Origin of the sequence: Stenotrophomonas sp. (assembly GCF_050737575.1) — a bacterium.
In the GTDB taxonomy this organism is placed as follows: Bacteria; Pseudomonadota; Gammaproteobacteria; order Xanthomonadales; family Xanthomonadaceae; genus Stenotrophomonas.
Map to the genome: position 1 here is coordinate 489,113 of NZ_JBOHXW010000002.1, position 17,075 is coordinate 506,187.

19 protein-coding genes are annotated in these 17,075 nt (G+C 64.9%); 7 read left to right on the plus strand and 12 right to left on the minus strand.

The features are described 5' to 3' along the window. Positions 1–49: 49 nt before the first annotated feature. Together ACREP4_RS05480 and ACREP4_RS05485 are read right to left on the minus strand one after the other, a co-directional pair. Positions 50–1,441: an ATP-binding cassette domain-containing protein gene (locus ACREP4_RS05480; RefSeq protein WP_431595149.1), complete on the minus strand. Its 1,392-nt coding sequence runs from the start codon at positions 1,439–1,441 to the stop codon at positions 50–52. A 218-nt stretch (positions 1,442–1,659) separates the two neighbouring features. Beyond that, positions 1,660–3,066 carry an MFS transporter gene (locus tag ACREP4_RS05485; RefSeq protein ID WP_431595150.1) on the minus strand — a complete coding sequence of 469 codons (1,407 nt, stop codon included), beginning with the start codon at positions 3,064–3,066 and terminating at the stop codon, positions 1,660–1,662. A gap of 89 nt (positions 3,067–3,155) precedes the next feature. On the opposite strand from ACREP4_RS05485, the gene soxR reads away from it, so the two are divergent. Beyond that, entirely contained in the window at positions 3,156–3,605 is a 450-nt protein-coding gene (gene soxR / locus ACREP4_RS05490; protein WP_431595151.1) for a redox-sensitive transcriptional activator SoxR, read from the plus strand. A 29-nt stretch (positions 3,606–3,634) separates the two neighbouring features. Here soxR and ACREP4_RS05495 read toward each other — a convergent pair whose 3' ends face one another. Genes ACREP4_RS05495 through ACREP4_RS05505 form a run of 3 tightly spaced genes read right to left on the minus strand, consistent with a single transcriptional unit; the run spans position 3,635 to position 5,636 of the window. Next, positions 3,635–4,096, minus strand: a complete 462-nt coding sequence (locus ACREP4_RS05495) for a DUF4426 domain-containing protein (RefSeq protein WP_431595152.1) — start codon at positions 4,094–4,096, stop codon at positions 3,635–3,637. A 13-nt stretch (positions 4,097–4,109) separates the two neighbouring features. Beyond that, positions 4,110–4,955 (minus strand): pyrroline-5-carboxylate reductase, encoded by an 846-nt coding sequence (gene proC, locus ACREP4_RS05500; RefSeq protein ID WP_431595153.1) that lies wholly within the window; start codon positions 4,953–4,955, stop codon positions 4,110–4,112. A gap of 18 nt (positions 4,956–4,973) precedes the next feature. After that, positions 4,974–5,636: a YggS family pyridoxal phosphate-dependent enzyme gene (locus ACREP4_RS05505; protein WP_431595327.1), complete on the minus strand. Its 663-nt coding sequence runs from the start codon at positions 5,634–5,636 to the stop codon at positions 4,974–4,976. 176 nt (positions 5,637–5,812) lie between these two features. Between ACREP4_RS05505 and ACREP4_RS05510 the strand changes: the two genes are divergently transcribed. The 3 genes from ACREP4_RS05510 to ACREP4_RS05520 all read left to right on the plus strand — a co-directional run bounded on the left by ACREP4_RS05510 (position 5,813) and on the right by ACREP4_RS05520 (position 8,741). After that, on the plus strand, positions 5,813–6,850 hold the full coding sequence (locus tag ACREP4_RS05510) for a type IV pilus twitching motility protein PilT (RefSeq protein WP_057632030.1): 1,038 nt from the start codon (positions 5,813–5,815) through the stop codon (positions 6,848–6,850). 120 nt (positions 6,851–6,970) lie between these two features. Continuing rightward, positions 6,971–8,101 (plus strand): PilT/PilU family type 4a pilus ATPase, encoded by a 1,131-nt coding sequence (locus tag ACREP4_RS05515; protein ID WP_431595154.1) that lies wholly within the window; start codon positions 6,971–6,973, stop codon positions 8,099–8,101. 40 nt (positions 8,102–8,141) lie between these two features. Continuing rightward, positions 8,142–8,741, plus strand: a complete 600-nt coding sequence (locus ACREP4_RS05520) for a hypothetical protein (protein WP_431595155.1) — start codon at positions 8,142–8,144, stop codon at positions 8,739–8,741. Between the two features lie 28 nt (positions 8,742–8,769). Here the strand turns inward: ACREP4_RS05520 and ACREP4_RS05525 are convergent, their stop codons facing one another. Beyond that, entirely contained in the window at positions 8,770–9,303 is a 534-nt protein-coding gene (locus tag ACREP4_RS05525; protein ID WP_431595156.1) for a DNA-3-methyladenine glycosylase I, read from the minus strand. A gap of 78 nt (positions 9,304–9,381) precedes the next feature. Between ACREP4_RS05525 and ACREP4_RS05530 the strand changes: the two genes are divergently transcribed. From ACREP4_RS05530 to ACREP4_RS05540, 3 genes are read left to right on the plus strand one after another with little or no spacing between them, the layout of a single operon-like run. Then, positions 9,382–9,948: a YqgE/AlgH family protein gene (locus ACREP4_RS05530; protein WP_431595157.1), complete on the plus strand. Its 567-nt coding sequence runs from the start codon at positions 9,382–9,384 to the stop codon at positions 9,946–9,948. After that, positions 9,941–10,408: a Holliday junction resolvase RuvX gene (ruvX, locus tag ACREP4_RS05535; RefSeq protein ID WP_431595158.1), complete on the plus strand. Its 468-nt coding sequence runs from the start codon at positions 9,941–9,943 to the stop codon at positions 10,406–10,408. The genes ACREP4_RS05530 and ruvX overlap by 8 nt, the downstream gene beginning before the upstream one ends. 17 nt (positions 10,409–10,425) lie before the next feature. Further along, positions 10,426–11,376 (plus strand): aspartate carbamoyltransferase catalytic subunit, encoded by a 951-nt coding sequence (locus ACREP4_RS05540; protein ID WP_431595159.1) that lies wholly within the window; start codon positions 10,426–10,428, stop codon positions 11,374–11,376. Between the two features lie 46 nt (positions 11,377–11,422). Here ACREP4_RS05540 and ACREP4_RS05545 read toward each other — a convergent pair whose 3' ends face one another. From ACREP4_RS05545 to ACREP4_RS05570, 6 genes are all read right to left on the minus strand, one after another. Continuing rightward, a complete protein-coding gene (locus tag ACREP4_RS05545; protein ID WP_431595160.1) occupies positions 11,423–11,686 on the minus strand; it encodes a hypothetical protein in 264 nt (87 codons plus the stop codon). Positions 11,687–11,750: 64 nt separating this feature from the next. Beyond that, positions 11,751–12,977, minus strand: a complete 1,227-nt coding sequence (locus ACREP4_RS05550) for an NnrS family protein (RefSeq protein WP_431595161.1) — start codon at positions 12,975–12,977, stop codon at positions 11,751–11,753. A gap of 148 nt (positions 12,978–13,125) precedes the next feature. After that, the gene (mgtE, locus tag ACREP4_RS05555) at positions 13,126–14,487 is read right to left on the minus strand and encodes a magnesium transporter (protein ID WP_431595162.1); all 1,362 of its coding nucleotides are present in this window, start codon (positions 14,485–14,487) and stop codon (positions 13,126–13,128) included. A gap of 119 nt (positions 14,488–14,606) precedes the next feature. Further along, positions 14,607–16,325 carry a phosphoenolpyruvate--protein phosphotransferase gene (gene ptsP / locus ACREP4_RS05560; RefSeq protein ID WP_431595163.1) on the minus strand — a complete coding sequence of 573 codons (1,719 nt, stop codon included), beginning with the start codon at positions 16,323–16,325 and terminating at the stop codon, positions 14,607–14,609. A 49-nt stretch (positions 16,326–16,374) separates the two neighbouring features. Beyond that, positions 16,375–16,644 (minus strand): HPr family phosphocarrier protein, encoded by a 270-nt coding sequence (locus ACREP4_RS05565; protein WP_431595164.1) that lies wholly within the window; start codon positions 16,642–16,644, stop codon positions 16,375–16,377. After that, positions 16,637–17,029 carry a PTS sugar transporter subunit IIA gene (locus ACREP4_RS05570; protein WP_431595165.1) on the minus strand — a complete coding sequence of 131 codons (393 nt, stop codon included), beginning with the start codon at positions 17,027–17,029 and terminating at the stop codon, positions 16,637–16,639. The genes ACREP4_RS05565 and ACREP4_RS05570 overlap by 8 nt, the downstream gene beginning before the upstream one ends. Positions 17,030–17,075 lie beyond the last annotated feature (46 nt).

The window sequence follows — 17,075 nt, forward strand, 5'->3', positions numbered from 1 at the left end:
AAAGAAAGCGCGCCCGCAGGGCGGGCACGGTGCAATGAAACGAGGGGGATCAGCCGGCGCGGATCAGCAGGTTTTCTTCCAGCGCATGCAGCAGGGCTTCCTGCTCCTGCGACTGGACAAAGCCGGGCTCGATGGTGCGCAAGCGGCGCAATGCTTCGTCGGCGTTCAAGCCTTCGCGGATCAACCACGCGGCGAGCACCATGCCGGTGCGGCCAAGCCCGGCCAGGCAATGCACGGCGACCACATCGCCGTCGCGCAGCATCACCTCGATCTTGGCCAGCAGCAGCTTGGCCCACAGCAACGGCGGTGCGCCGCGATCGGGAATACCCAGGTGATAGCTGCGCATGCCGTGGCGTGCGAGCAACTCGGCGGACGTGGCGGTTTCGGTCAGGTTGACCAGTACCGTTACGCCCATGCCGCGCAGCAGCGCCAGGTCGTGATCGGCGGCGAAGACGACGCCGGGCATCGGGCAACCGGCCAGCTTGCCGGGCTGCAGCCAATGGAAGCCGTTCGGGCCACGCCGTGATGGCGTTGCCGGCAACGCAACCTGCGATGCTGGCCGGCGCTGTGGCGTGATCGCCACTGCCGGTGCAGGCCGCGGTGTGGGAACGGGGGCGATAGGCGCGGGCGCTGCAACGTGCTCTGCCAGCTCTTCCGCTCGCGCATCGGGTGCCGGGACATGGCAACTGCCGGTGCGCAGAAACTGCGCCAATACCGGGTGCTGCAGATCGTTGGCGAAGAACGCATCAGCCGGCGCATCCACCTGTACATAGCCGCCGGCCAATAGAAGCGCCCGCGACGCGATGCGGCGTGCCTGCGCTTGGTGATGCAGGGTGACCAGGCACGCGTGGGTCTTGCCCAGGCGTTCGATCAAGCCAAGCACGGCGTCGGCATCGGCGGGTTCGAGTTCGCTGGTGGGTTCATCGATCAGCAGCAGCGGGCTGCCACTGAAGGCGGCGCGCACGATAGCCAGTTGCCGTGCCAGCCCGCGCGGCAGGTCGATTACCCGCTGCTGTAGGTGGGCCAGCAATGCCGCCGCGCCGAGCGCTTGCAGGCGCGTGCTGATTTCTTCGCGCAGTTCCTGCTGGGAGCTGCTCTGGCGTTGGCGCAGTGCCGCGCTCAGGTTTTCCAGCACGCTGAAACCCAGTTCGCGCGGTTGTTGGTGCACCAAAACCGGCGGCTGTGCGGCCGCGTGCAGCGGCTGTCCCTGGAAAAAAATGTGTCCCCAGCGCTCGCCATGCGCGTTGTGCTGGCCGGACAGTGCGTGCAGCAACGAGGATTTTCCGGTGCCGCCGGGGCCCATCAAAACGACGATGCCGGGGCCAGCAAGGGTGAAATCAATCGCCGTCAGGATCGTGCGACGACCGCGGCTCATGCCCCAGTTTTCGATCTTCAGCAGTGGAGAATCAGTGAGAAGCGTCGGTGCTGAAGAGAACGGCATGAGCGTGTTTCGGCGGCTGCGTGATGCGGTGCAGGGGCCTGAAGTCTTTTGATGCAAGCGGGGCTGACAATTTTATCCGGTATCGACGCCCGGCCGGACATTTGTTGTCCTGCACTGTTGTCGCGGTCACAACGTTCGACCGCTTGCGTGCTGCCATCGCGTGCAGGAGGTGCATCGGCCAGTGCAAACCGATGCATCCCGCGCAAGTGCAAGCAGCGTCAGGCCGCAATGCGGCGAGTGACCAGGCAGCCCAGCAACGCCAATAACAACGCGATGCAGAAGTTGACCAGATAGCCGGCCAGCACCGAGTGGTCGAGCAATGCCGCAAACAACGAACCTCCCACTGCCAGCGTCGCGGCCACGGCAATGGCTTCGCTCAGTTGCAACGCAGAGCTGTTCGCGCCTTGGCGTGCGGGCGGTGACAGCGACAAAGTGAGCACCGACAGACTCGGGTAGGTCAGGCCCATGCCGAGGCCGGTGATGGTCCAGCCGATCAACACAATCCAGAGCGGCGTTGCTGCCAGCACCACCAGAATGGTCAGCGCCACGCCGCTGGCAATCATGGCCGTGCCGATCTGCAGGATGCGCTGACGGCTGAGGCCCAGGCGCTGGTGGCCCTGAAATCCGGAGCCGGCGGCCCAGCCCAGCGCGCCCAGGCTCAGGATGACGCCTGCCATCAGCGGCGACAGCCCGCGTTCGCGCGACAACAGCAGCGGCAGGAAGGCTTCGCAGCCGAAGAACGCTGCACCGATCATGCCGCGCAGCGCGATCACGCTGGGCAGGCCGCGGCGCACGCGCAAGGTGCCGGCAGGCAGTAGCTTCCAGCTGCACAGAATGAGCAGCGCAATCGCTGGCAGCAGCAAGGCGAGGGCCTTGAGGTCGTGATATTGGCCGCCGACGTACAACAACAGTGCGCCGCTGGCCGCACCAACCGCCCATGGCACCGGCGAGGGCTCGGCGGCAGCGCTATTGGCCGTTTCGGCGGGCGTGGGATTGGTATTGGTGATGCGCCGCAATGCCGGACGCAGCACCAAGGCGGCGGGGACTGCCAGGATCGGAACACCAAGGAATACCCAGCGCCAACCGGCGTGTTGCACGATCAAGCCGCTCAGTGCGGGGCCAATCAGCGACGGCACCACCCAGCCCGCTGAGAATGCGGCGAACACCTTGGGCCGCAGCGCTTCGGGAAAGACCCGGGCGGCCATGACGTACAGCGCCACGATCAGCGCGCCTGCGCCCAGGCCCTGCAGCAGCCGGCCGATCACCAGCATCGGCATGTTGATGGCGAACCCGGCAACCAGCAGGCCGAGCAGGAAGCAGCCCAGTCCATTCCACAGCGGCGTGGCCGGACCATGGCGGTCGCTCCAGCGGCCGGACAGCGTCATGCCGATCACGCTGGTGGCCAAGGTTCCGCCAAAGGCCAGCGCGTACAGCTTCAGGCCATCGAGTTCGCGGGCGACGGTGGGCATTGCGGTGGCGACGGCCAGTGCCTCAAAGCCGAACAGCGCGATCAACGCGACCATGCCAAAGGTGGTGGCGCGGTACTGCGGGGACAGGATGGAGGTGGCGCTGGGGTCGATCTGGGCCGCCGTCGTGGGGGACGAAGCCGTGGGGTGGGACGACATGGAAATTCCAGTACAAGAAGGGTGCCGGTTGCAGCAGGTCCGGCGAGGCGAGGTAGCATGCAACCTCAACAAAGGTTGAGGTCAAGCGGATGGTTGCGCGTGAGTTAACCGTCGGCGAGGTGGCACAGCGTAGCGGCCACAGCGTATCGGCGTTGCATTTCTATGAGCGCAAAGGCTTGATCCACAGCCTGCGTACGCCCGGCAACCAACGCCGCTATCACCGCGACGTGCTGCGGCGGCTGGCGGCGATCCGCATCGCGCAGCGCGTGGGCATTCCACTGGAAGCCGTGGCGACGGCGTTTGCCACGCTGCCCGATACGCGCACGCCGACCCGCGCCGACTGGGCGCGGCTGTCGGCCTCGTGGCGGGATGACCTTGAACAGCGCATCACGCAGCTGCAGCAGCTGAAGGAGCAATTCACCGATTGCATCGGCTGCGGTTGCTTGTCGTTGCGGCGCTGCCGCCTGAGCAACCCGGAGGATACGTTGGGGCTGCGCGGTGACGGGCCGCAACGCTGGGGCAACACGGGCAGCAAGTAACGCGTTGACGTGGTCGGGTCGTCCGTCGATCAGAAGCCGCGTTCAAACCGCAGCGTGCCGGTGTCGCCGGCTGCTGCGACCTGCACGGCGAGGCGCAACGTGTCGTGATCGCTGATCCGCACGCTGCCGACGTGGTCGGTATATGCGCCGGTTTTCACCGTGCGCAACACGATCTGCTGTTGGCGGCCGGACAGATCGGTCGCCGTGGCAACCACCGTGCCATCAACCGGTTGCTCGTCGGTGCTGTCGCGCTGGCGCAGCGCGATCACCAATAGAGCGTGGTCCGCACTGCGCTGCACGCCATAACTGCGCGCCACACTTTCGTTCATCGCCAGCGTCGGCAGCAGGTTGTAGTACACCCGCAGCGCGCCGAAGTCGGCCTGGCTGGCATGGCCTTGCGACGGTGTGACCACGCGCGGCACCGATTCGCCGGAACAGGCGCTCAGGGACATCAGGACGACGGACAGCAACCACGGTGCGGCACGAAGCATGGTGATCTCCCGGTCAATCGTTGGCGGCGGACAGTTCCCTGCCACGGCGCGCGGCCGCGTCGATGGCTTTGGCAGTCAGCGCTTCAAAGCCGCCGGCCTGGAAAGTCTCAATCGCCGCCTGCGTCGTGCCACCGGGCGAGGTGACACGGCGGCGCAGCTCGGCCGGGGCTTCGCCGGATTCAGTAAGCATGCGCGCGGCACCGAGCACGGTATCCAGTACCAAGGTGCGGGCGGCGTCGGCCGGTAAACCTTGTTCCAGGGCGGCCGCTTCCATCGCCTCGGCCAGCAGGAAGACATAGGCCGGGCCGCTGCCGGAGACGGCGGTCACCGCGTCCATGCGGGCTTCGTCGGCAATCCACACCGTGCGCCCGGCGCTGGACAGCACCTGCTCGGCCTGCGCGCGCTGCGCAGTGGATACCCGGCCATTGGCGAACAAACCGGTGACGCCGGCACCGAGCAGCGCCGGGGTATTGGGCATGGCGCGGACGATGCTCTGCTCGCCGCCCAGCCAGCGTTCCAGCTGCGTGCCGGTGATGCCGGCGGCGATGGACACCACCACCGGCCGCTGCTGCGTGGCGACGACGGCCAGCGACGCGCAGACTTCACGCATCACCTGCGGCTTCACCGCCATCAACCACAACCCGGCGCGACCGACCGCACCGGCGGCATCGGCATGGGTCCGCACGCCGAAGTCCTGCGCCAGCGCCTCACGCAGTGCAGGCACCGGCTCGGCCACATGGATGCGCGAGGCGGGCATGCCGCGCCGGACCAGGCCGGCGATCAGGCTGCGGGCCATGTTGCCGCCGCCAATGAAGGCGATATCGGTATCGGGAAACGTGGCGGGAGCGGAGTCAGTCATGGAGGGAGTCTCGAAAACCTAAGGAGTAGGGCGCTGGCCAAACAAGGCGGTGCCGACACGCACCATGGTCGAACCGGCGGCAATGGCATCGGCGTAGTCGCTGCTCATGCCCATGGACAGCGTATCGACCTGCGGATGGCGCGTGGTCAGCCCGGTGAACAGTTCATGCATACGACGGAAGGCCGCCAAGCGCTTTTCCGCCTCGGGGAAGGGGGCCGGGATGGCCATCAAGCCGCGCAGCCGCAGCCGTTCCTGCCCGGCGATGGCCTCGGCCAAGGCCGCAACCTCGGTGGGTTGGCAGCCGTGTTTGCTGTCTTCGTCGTCAATGTTGACCTGGATCAACACGTTGAGCGGCGGCAGTTCGGCCGGGCGGTGCCGGGCCAGCGCGGTGACCAGTTTGTCGCGGTCCACCGTCTGCACCCAGTCGAACGTGCGCGCGGCAATGTCGGCCTTGTTGGACTGCAGGTGGCCGATGAGGTGCCATTCCAGGCCCAGCGCGGCCAGCGCCTGGACCTTGTCGGCCGCCTCCTGCACATAGTTTTCACCGAACGCGCGTTGTCCTTGTGCGGCCAGCGCGGCAACGGCCGAGGCCGGCTGCAGCTTGGAGACCGCCAACAGGCGCACCTCCCGGCCCGGTCCGGCAACGGCGGCAATCTGGTGTTTGAGCGTGGTCAGTGGCATCGTCTGCAACAGCGGAAACCTCGGTGGGGTCTGCGCACGACACGACCCGGGGGACGCCGGCCAGCGGGGGCTGGAGGCGACGGGAAACGCGCGCAGGTTCTTACGTGGGAGGGCTATACTGCCTCGTAGGGGAAACACCTTCCAGATACTCGCAACGCATGGGGACATAGCGGCGTATGGATATCGCTGAACTTTTGGCGTTCTCGGTCAAGAACAAGGCCTCGGACCTGCATCTTTCGGCCGGCTTGCCGCCGATGATCCGTGTGGACGGTGACGTCCGCCGCATCAACATCCCGGCACTGGACCACAAACAAGTGCACGCGCTTGTGTACGACATCATGTCGGACAAGCAGCGTCGCGATTACGAAGAATTCCTCGAGGTCGATTTCTCGTTTGAGATTCCCTCGCTGGCGCGCTTCCGTGTCAACGCCTTCAATCAGAACCGAGGCGCCGGTGCGGTATTCCGTACCATTCCCTCGGAAGTGTTGACGCTGGAAGACCTCGGCTGCCCGCCGATCTTCCGCCAGCTGATCGAACAGCCGCAGGGCCTGATCCTGGTGACCGGCCCGACTGGTTCGGGCAAGTCGACCACGCTGGCGGCGATGATCGACCACATCAACAAGAACGAATACGGCCACATCCTCACCGTCGAGGATCCGATCGAATTCGTGCACACCTCGCAGAAGTGCCTGATCAACCAGCGCGAAGTGCACCGCGACACGCACGGCTTCAACGAAGCGTTGCGCTCGGCACTGCGTGAAGATCCGGACATCATCCTGGTCGGCGAATTGCGTGACCTTGAAACCATCCGCCTGGCGCTGACCGCTGCAGAAACCGGCCACCTGGTGTTCGGCACGCTGCACACCAGCTCGGCGGCCAAGACCATCGACCGAATCATCGATGTGTTCCCGGCCGGTGAAAAGCCGATGGTGCGCTCGATGTTGTCCGAGTCGCTGCGCGCGGTGATCTCGCAGGCGCTGCTGAAAAAAGTGGGCGGCGGCCGTATCGCCTCGCACGAAATCATGGTGGCCACGCCGGCCATCCGCAACCTGATCCGCGAGGACAAGGTGGCGCAGATGTATTCGTCGATCCAGACCGGTCAGCAGGTGGGCATGCAGACCCTGGACCAGAATCTGCAGGATCTGGTCAAGCGCAGCCTGATCACGCGCAACCAGGCCAAGGAATACGCCAAGGACAAGAAGCAGTTCGAATAAGCAGGGAAGGGGAAGCAGCAGATCGGGAGCGGCAAGGCCGTTCCCGCGCCTGTTTTCCGGCTCGCTTTCAACGACGTCCTGTTGTTCGTTTTCCTATTACCGGTTCCGCGGGAGCATCCCATGAGCAGCATTGATTTCACCTCCTTCCTCAAGCTGATGGCGCACCAGAAGGCGTCGGACCTTTTCATCACCGCCGGCATGCCGCCGTCGATGAAGGTCAACGGCAAGATCTCGCCGATCACCCAGACGCCTTTGACGCCGCAACAGTCGCGCGACATGGTGCTGAACGTGATGACGCCGGCGCAGCGTGAGGAGTTTGAAAAAACCCACGAATGCAACTTCGCCATCGGCCTGTCCGGCGTTGGCCGCTTCCGCGTGAGCTGTTTCTACCAGCGCAACCAGGTGGGCATGGTGCTGCGTCGCATCGAGACGCGCATCCCGACCGTGGAAGAGTTGAGTCTGCCGCCGGTGATCAAGACGCTGGCCATGACCAAGCGCGGCATCATCCTGTTTGTCGGCGCCACCGGCACCGGTAAATCGACCTCGCTGGCGGCGATGATCGGCTATCGAAACCAGAACTCGACCGGCCACATCATCACCATCGAAGACCCGATCGAATTCGTGCACAAACACGAAGGCTGCATCATCACCCAGCGCGAAGTCGGCATCGACACCGACAGCTGGGAAGCGGCGCTGAAGAACACCCTGCGCCAGGCGCCGGACGTGATCATGATCGGCGAAATCCGCACCCGCGAAGGCATGGATCACGCCATCGCCTTCGCCGAAACCGGTCACCTGGTGCTGGCCACGCTGCATGCCAACAACGCCAACCAGGCGATGGACCGCATCATCAACTTCTTCCCCGAAGACCGTCGCGGGCAGTTGTTGATGGATCTGTCGTTGAACCTCAAGGGCGTGGTCGCGCAGCAGCTGGTGCCGGCCCCGGACGGCAAGAGCCGCCGCGCGGCGATGGAAATCATGCTGGGCACGCCGCTGATCCAGGACTACATCCGCGAAGGCGAAATCCACAAGCTCAAGGAAGTCATGAAGGACTCCGTGCAGCTGGGCATGAAGACCTTCGACCAGAGCCTGTTCGAGCTGTATCAGGCCGGCGAGATCAGCTACGACGACGCACTGCGTTACGCCGACTCGCAGAACGAAGTGCGCCTGCGGATCAAGCTCGCCCAGGGCGGCGACGCCAAGACCTTGTCGCAGGGATTGGATGGCGTGGAGATTGCCGAGGTTCGTTGACCGGGTTTTCAACCAACATTGATGAAAGGGGCAGTCGCATATGGAAGTGCAGAATCCTTATCTCCCGCCGGTAACTCCACCGGCGGTTACGGCCGCCCCCACTCGCGCTCCGGCTCCGGCCGAGCACGAGGTGGCGTATCCGGAGTTGTTTGCGCCTTCAACCGGCAAGCTGATCGTCATGAGCCTGACCACGTTCGGGCTGTACACGCTGTATTGGTTCTATCGCAACTGGCGGGCCATCGCCGAGCATGAGGGCGAGAGCCTCTGGCCCTTCTGGCGTGCCGTGTTCGCTCCCTTGTGGGCATTCAGTTGTTTTCCCCGACTTAACCGGTATGCATCAGGTCGGCGCCGGCAGCTGGCGTTTCCACCGCTGATGCTGGCGCTGATCTACTTCCTGATCAATTTCGCGGGCAACCTGTCGGTGTTTTTTCCCCGCACCGTTGGCCGCAACAGCTGGTTGATTTCGCTGCTGGTATTCCTGCCGCTGCTGCCGATGAACTCGCTGATGCGCAGCTACCGGCAGTCATTGCGCATGGGGACGACGTATCAGGATCGGCTGACGCTCTGGCACGTGCTGATCATCGTGTTTGGTGGCCTGCTGCTGTTGCTGATCCTGGCCGGCGTGTCACTGGGCGGCTGACGAGAGGCCAGCTCGGCCAATGCCGCGTTTACTTCATCCAGGCCGGCCCCAGTTTCACCAGCCGCGCATGCACCGGGCAACTCTCCCGATGCGCGCCGGGCAGGTAACCCAGGCTCATCAGGAACTCGCCGGTGATCTCGCCGCCGGTGAAGCGGAAGGTCTTCTTGAACAGCTTCACCCACTCCGGCTTGCTGAGTGGGTGCTGGGCATCCAGCCACGCCACGAAGCTGCCGTGTGAAGCACGCAATTGCTGAATTACCTGCGCGTTGTGAATGGCGGCCAGTACCTTGAGCCGGTTGCGGATGATGGCCGCATCGGCCATCAGGCGGGCGATGTCGGCGTCGTCATAGGCGGCGACCGCGTCCACATCGAAGCCGCTGTACGCGTTACGAAAACCTTCACGCTTGCGCAGGATGGTCTCCCAGCTGAGTCCCGCCTGGTTGATCTCCAGCAGCAGCCGCTCGAACAACTCGCGCTCATCACGCTGCGGGAAGCCGTACTCGTTGGCGTGGTAGTCGGCGTGCACCGGGTGGCCCGGGGCCATATCGCAATAGCTGGACATTGGAGTGCTTCGGCAGAAGGACAGGCGTGGATTATCGCCGTCCACGACCCGGCGGCGGGTAAACGTTAGAATGGGCGCATGTCTGCCCTGTCACTGCCTCTCGCCAATCATCTGCTGGTCGCCTTGCCGTCGCTGGCCGATTCCCTGTTTGCGCGCAGCGTCGCGCTGATCTGCCAACACGACGATGACGGCGCCATGGGCGTGGTCGTCAACCATGCGTCGGAATACACGCTGGGTGATGTGTTCGAGCAGATGGAAATCGACTGCGAAAGCGCCGATCTGCGCGCGGTGCCGGTGCTCAATGGCGGCCCGGTGCATACCGGTCGCGGCTTCGTGATCCACGATGACGCCAGCGCCTGGGATTCCAGTCTGGCCGTTGCCGAAGGCCTGTTCCTGACCACGTCGCGCGACATCCTTGAAGCGATGGCCCGTGGCGAAGGCCCGCGCAATGCGCTGGTCACGCTCGGTTGCGCCGGTTGGGGTGCGGGGCAACTGGAGCAGGAACTGGCCGAAGACAGCTGGTTGACCGTTCCAGCCGATGCCGCCTTGCTGTTCGCCACACCGCTGGATGATCGCTGGCAACTGGCCGCCACGCGCATTGGCGTGGATATGTCACGCCTGACCGGATACAGCGGTCATGCCTGAGCAGGCCTCGCTTTCCACCGACAGCACCGTACTCGGCTTCGACGTTGGCTCGCGCCGTATTGGCGTGGCCATCGGCAGTTCCTTCGGCGTAGGCGCGCGCGCACTTGCCGTCATCGACGTGCATGCCAACGGCCCGGATTGGGCTGCGCTGGATCGCCTGCATAAAGAATGGCGGCCGCAAGGCATGATCGTCGGCGATCCGCTCACGCTGGAAGGTGAGGACCAACCCAACCGCAAGCGCGCGCATGCCTTCGCCCGGCAGCTGCAGCAGCGCTACAAGGTGCCGGTGTTGCTGGTCGACGAGCGTTCCAGTTCGGTGGAAGCCGCGCGCCGTTTTGCCGTGGAGCGTGCCGAAGGTCGCAAGCGCCGCCGTGATGCCGCCAATCTCGATGCCGTGGCCGCTGCGGTCATCATCGAACGCTGGCTGTCCGCGCCGCACGACGCCACCCCTATTTCCTGACTCACGAAGATCCCGCCATGACTGCTTCGCAACTCGATGACCAAGGACGCCTGCGCCACCTGCTGACCCTGGAAGGGTTGCCCCGTGAGACGTTGCTGCAGCTGCTCGACCGCGCCGGTCAGATCCGCGACGCCGCCGTTGGCCGCATCAACAACAAGCGCGCGGTGCTGGCCGGTGCCGCCGTCTGTACGCTGTTTTTCGAGCCATCCACACGCACCCGCAGTTCGTTCCAGCTGGCCGCGCAGCGACTGGGCGCGGATGTGCTGAACTTCGACGCTTCCACCTCTTCCACCCGCAAGGGCGAGACCGCCTGCGACACGCTGCGCAATCTTGAGGCGATGGGCGTGCGCGGTTTTGTGGTGCGCCATCCCGACGATGGTGCAGTGGCCGGGCTGGCTGCCGCCGCCGGTGAAGGCACGGCGCTGATCAATGCCGGCGACGGTCGCAGCGCGCACCCGACTCAGGGCCTGCTCGACATGCTGACCTTGCGTCAGGCCAAGGGCGGCGATTTCTCCAAGTTGAAAGTGGTGATCGTCGGCGACGTGAAGCACTCGCGCGTGGCCCGCACCGATCTGTACGCGATGCGTACGCTGGGCGTTGGCGAAATCCGTGTATGCGGCCCGCAGTCGCTGCTGCCGGACGATGACATCGTTGACGGTTGCGTGGTTGGTCAGGATTTCGACGCCATGCTCGAAGGCGCCGACGCGCTGATGATGTTGCGTCTGCAACGCGAGCGCATGGAAGAAGGCCTGGTGCCGTCGCTGGAGCAATACCACGCGCAATACGGCCTCAACAGCGAGCGCCTGAAGCGCGCCGGCAAGGACGCAGCGGTGCTGCATCCGGGCCCGATCAACCGTGGCGTGGAAGTCACCGACGAAGTCGCTGACGGCCCGCAATCGTGGGTGCTGCGGCAGGTCGCCAACGGCGTCGCCGTGCGCATGGCGGTGCTGGAAACCCTGCTGGGTTGAGCATTTGCCTCCCTTTCGCGAAGCGAAGGGGAGGGCCGCTTTTCTCTTACCCGCGCGGCGCCATCGCAAGAATCGCCAGCTGCTGCTGGGCTTCTTCATTGCCGGCATCGGCCGCGGCTTTGACCTGTTCCAGGTTCGGGTGCTGCACGATCAGTATCGGGAACTCGCATTGCGGGCAGCTGTATTCGGTCTGCTCGTCGTGCAGTTCCATTTCCATCTGCCGCGAGTCGCCCTTCCAGTCACAGGCGGGGCAGGGATGGCTCTGGTCGCGCCAACCGGCTTGGTAATAGTCGTGGACGGTCGTGGTCATGGCGATGGCATGTAGCGCAGGGCAGCGGAGTGTATACGGCGCCACGCTGGTTTGCCGTGCAGGCTCAGCCTTCGCGGCCATCCTGACGCGGCAGCAAATAAATGCGGCCGATCCGCGCGACCCACGGCGAGAACGCCAGCAACCACGCGACCGCGCTCAGCGCCTGCCACGCGCCGGCATCCGGCATGATTTCGGCCACCACCCGCATCACCGCCACGATCTGGATGGCGATGAAGGCGAACCAAGCCACGGGCGGCATCTGCAACGGGCGGCCGGAGTGGCCTTGGGTCACGCGGGTGACCATTGCCACCAGCAGGCTGCCGAACAAGCCGACGAACAAGGCATGCGCCGGCCCACGGCCGAGGATCATCTGGTCGCCAAGCAGCTCGACCAGACTCTGCAGCACATACAGCGCCAAGCTCACCGGCAACCACGCCAGCCCAATGAACAGCACGCGCAGCAGACCGGGCATCACGCCGCGCGGCCACCAGCGCCACAGGGCAATGCAGCTGAGCAGCAACAACGGCAGATCGGCCAGCCACAGCCATGCCGTTTGCTGATCCAGTTCCAGCAGCAGGTGCAGGGCGATGAATACCCAGAACGCCGCCAGCCACCACAACGGCCGCCACGGCGTGTAGTTCGCCACCGCATTGCCGGCAAAGAACGGAAACATCCGGTGCGCCACGGTGATGTAGATCGGCAACAACAGGCCGAAGCCGCCCAGCTTGATGCCAAGCAGCGCCCAACTCGGGTCGGCTCCGGCAACAAAGGCGATGAAGGCGCAAAGGCCGGCGTAACCCAGCAGCAGTGCTGCCATGCAGGAGCGCGCGTGCCAAGTGCGGCCACGTTCGGCCACCAGCAGGCGCCCCAGCCGCCACAGACCAATGCTCCAGCCCAGCAGCGACAAGACCATGCCGAGCGGAATGCCGATGGGCAAACCGGCGGCACCGAGCAGCAGCATCAGTTGTCCGCCGATCAGACCGATACCAACCGGCAGGTACTGGCGGCGGGGAAGCTCAGGCAAGCCCATCCAGCGCGGAAACACGGTGAGCAGGAAGCCGAAGATGAAACTCGGCAGCACCAGGTACTGCATGACAAACGCATGCAGCCAGCCGGCGTAGACGGAGGTGTCGGGCATCGCCAGCATCGGCCAACGCGCACTCAGCAACCACAACGCCCACCACGCCATTGCCAGCAACAGGTTGCTGGCGCCAATGAAGAACATCAGTCGATGCGGCGCACGCGCCAGGTTGCTCAGCGCGACAGCAGGGCGGGGAGTGGGCGATTGCATGCGACGATGATGCGCGCACCGCGTGCAAGGCGCCTTGACATGTATCAGGCAGCCGCTGGGTTGTGGGATATCCGTAGGCTGGGATTTCCTCCCAGCCTACGGATTCCTCTACGTCAGGAGCTTGCCATCCGTAAAACTGGCCGGTGGCTCAGTGCAACAACACCAGCGTGGCCAGACCGAGGAAGGTGAAAAAACCCATCGAGTCGGTCACGGCGGTCAGGAAGATGCCGCTGGCCAGCGCCGGGTCGAAGCCCAGTCGTTTGAGCGTCAGTGGCACCAGCACACCCGCGGCCGCAGCCAGCAGCAGATTCAGGGTCAGCGCCACGCCGATCACCAGCGACAGGCCCGGCGTGTGGAACCACGCCAGCACGATCAAACCGAGTACGGTGCCCAGCAACAAGCCGTTGAGCAGGGCGACGCGCAGTTCTTTCCACAGCAGCGTACGCGCGTTGGAGGCGCCCACCTGGCCCAGCGCCAGGCCGCGAATCATCAGCGCCAGCACCTGGGTGCCGGCGTTGCCGCCGAGCCCCGCGACGATGGGCATCAACACGGCCAGCGCCACCAGTTTGTCGATGGTGCCCTCGAAATGGCCGACCACGCTGGAGGCCAGAAACGCGGTGCACAGGTTGACCGACAGCCACATCAGGCGGCGGCGCATCGCACGCCACACCGGGCTGAACAGATCTTCGTCTTCGTCCAGGCCGGCGGCGCCCAGCGCCTGGTGCTCGGCCTGGCCACGGATGATGTCGACCACGTCATCGATGGTGATGCGGCCGATCAGGATGTTGTTGTCATCCACTACCGGCGCGGACACCCAGTCATGGTCGGAGAACTGACGGGCGACTTCGTCGGCGCTTTCACCCACGTCGATGGCCGGCTGCTCGTCGTCGATCAAGCGGTTGATCGGCGTGGTGTCTTCGTGGGTAACCAGCGAGGCCAGCGACAGGCGACCCAGATATTGATGGCGCCGGCTGACCACGAACAGGTGATCGGTATGGTCTGGCAGCTCGCCGCGCAGGCGCAGGTAGCGCAGCACCACATCGACATTGACGTCGGCGCGCACGGTGACCACATCCGGGTTCATCAAACGGCCGGCGGTGTCCTCCGGGTACGACAACACCTGTTCAAGCCGCTCGCGGTTCTCGCGGTCCATCGACTTGAGCACTTCGTCGATGACGGTGTCAGGCAGATCCTCGACCAGATCGGCAAGGTCATCGATGTCCAAGTCTTCGACCGCGGCGATGATTTCGTCCGGGTCCATGTCTGCCAGCAGGCTCTCGCGCACGTCGTCACCGACATGCACCAGCACCTCGCCATCGTCCTCGGCATCCACCAGCCCCCACACCACCTCGCGCTTGCCCGGCGGTAGCGACTCAAGCAGGTTGCCGATCTCCGCCGGCGAGAGTGTATTGACCAGACGGCGGACCGGACCCAGCCGGCCGCTGTCGAGCGCGTCGGAAAGCAGACGCAGCTGTCGTGCCGTCTTGTCGTGGCGTACCGCTTCGGCCATGCACAGCTCCCGGGAGTCAAAAGGCCGCTATCCGGGAAAGGATGCAGCATCGGCGGTGTTCAGCCCGTCATTATCGCGTGCAAAACGTGGCAGTTGCACTGGCTTTGCGAAGTAAAAGCTCAGTCGGTGGCAGTGCCGGCGATCCAGCGTTCGATGCCGCGACGGTCGCGCGCGGCCAATAGTTGCGGTGCCTGCGCGCGCAAGGCGGCCAGGTCCACCTCGCGAATGGCGCGGCGCACTTCCAGCAAGGTTGCCGGGTGCAGGCTGAACTCGGTCAGCCCCAACGCCAGCAACAAGGGCACCATGCGCGCGTCACCGGCGATTTCTCCGCACACCGCCACCGGCGTGGAATACCGCTGCGCGGTTTCAATCACCTGCCACAACAACCGCAGTACCGCCGGATGCAGCGGTGAATACAACTCGGCGACTGCATCGTTGTTGCGGTCGGCCGCGAGCAGGTACTGCACCAGATCGTTGGTGCCGATGGACAGGAAATCGACCTGGTCGATGAAGGTTTCCAACGCGATCGCTGCCGCCGGCACTTCGATCATCGCCCCGATCGGGATGTTTTCGGCCACTTCATGGCCTTCGTTGCGCAGCAGTGCGGCCAGCCGCGACAAGCGACGCCTGACCGCCATGATCTCTTCGCGGCCGCTGACCATCGGCACCAGAATGCGCACCGGGCCGTAGCCGGAGGCACGCAGGATGGCGCGCAGCTGCGTGTCGGAAACTTTGGGGTGGGCCAGTGACAGGCGCACCCCACGCAGACCGAGCGCCGGGTTTTCTTCGCTGCCAATCACCAGACCGGTGCGATCGGCCTTGTCAGCGCCCAGATCCAGCGTGCGGATCGTCACCGGCAGGCCAATCATGCCCAGTACGGTGTCGCGATACGCGCGGAACTGTTCGTCTTCATTCGGCAGCTGGTTGCGCTGCAGGAACAGGAATTCGGTGCGGTACAGGCCGAGTCCGCGCGCGCCAAGTGCATGCGCCTTAGCCACGTCATCCTGTGATTCGGCGTTGGCCAGCAAGGTGATCTCGGCACCATCCACGGTGCGTGTCGGCTTGCTGCGCAGTCGGCCCAGCTCACGCTGCTCGCGGGCGAGTTCGCGCTGTCGCAGGCGGTGTTGGCGCAGATCGGCCGGGCCGGGCTCGATGACAATCTCGCCGCTGGCGCCGTCCAGGATCACCACGTCGCCGTCGTTGACCTTGTTCAGCACCGCACTGGCGCCGACCACCAGCGGCATGTGCAGGCTGCGGGCGAGGATGGCACTGTGCGACAGCACGCTGCCGGCACTGCTGACAATGCCAAGCACGCCCTGCGACTGCAGTTGTGCCAACTCCGAGGGCGCGACGTTCTCGCAGACCAGGATTTCCCCGGCCAAGCCTTTCACGCTGGTGGCGCGTTTGTGCAGGAACGACTGGATACGGCCGATGACATGGTCCAGGTCATCCAGTCGGCTTTTCAGATAGGCATCTTCCATGCCCTCAAACACCTGCGCCAAGCGATCGCGCTGGATGCGCAGGGCATAACTGGCGCTGTAGCGCTTGCTGCGGATCAGTTCGTCCAGTGCGCTCAACAGCTCTGGGTCGTCCAGCAACATGGCGTGCAGGTCGAGGAATTCACCGACCTCAGCGGGCAGGGCGCCCTGCAGGCGGGTGCGCAGTTCGCGCATTTCCGCGCGCGCTGCATCGGTCGCGCGATGCAGCCGAAGCAGCTCTTGCTCAACACCACTGGCGGCGACTTTCTTTTCGCCGGCCTCGTGGACAAGCGGCAGCCGCACGCGGGCGCGACCAAGCGCGGTTCCGCGGGATGCAGGCAGCCCCTGCAGCCGGGTCACGGCTGCAGACTCGTGGTGCGCTTGGCGGTTGCGCGCGCGCGTTGCGCCATCAATTGTCCTCGTCGAAACGGCGTTCAAACAGGGCGGTGACGGCTTCCAGCGCGGCCGCTTCGTCCTCGCCATCCACACGGACAGTAACCGGCGTGCCTTGCGCGGCTGCCAGCAGCATCACACCCATGATGCTCTTGGCATTGACCTCGCGGCCCTTGGCCACCAGCGTGGCATTGGCGCGGAAGGCAGACAGCACCTGCACCAGCTTTGCGGTGGCGCGGGCATGCAGGCCCAAGCGGTTGGAAACGGTAAGTTCTCGTTCAAGCATCGTCGATGATGACTCCATTGCGTGCGCCCGCCGCCGCAGTGGCGGGCAGTTGGTCCAATCCCTGTTCCGGATAATTCATTACCCGCAGCAGCATCGGCAGGCTCAATCCCGACACACGCCTGGCGGGCGTTCCCAGTCGTGCCAATTGGTTGGCAAGGTTGCTGGGGCTGGCGCCATACAGATCGGTCAGGACGAGTACGCCGTCCTCTCCTTCCACCCGGCGCATGGCCGCTGATGCCTCAGGCAACAGCGCGTCCATGTCGGCGTCGAACGGTACTTCAAAGGCCTCGGTCTTCAGAGGCAACTGGCGCAGGAGCGTGGTCGCCACTTCCAGCAGGGAAGTACCGACGCCGGGATGGGTCACAAGAAGAATGCCGCAGGTCATGCCCGAACGTTAACAGGTCAGCCCAAGTCCGCGATAGCGCTGAAAT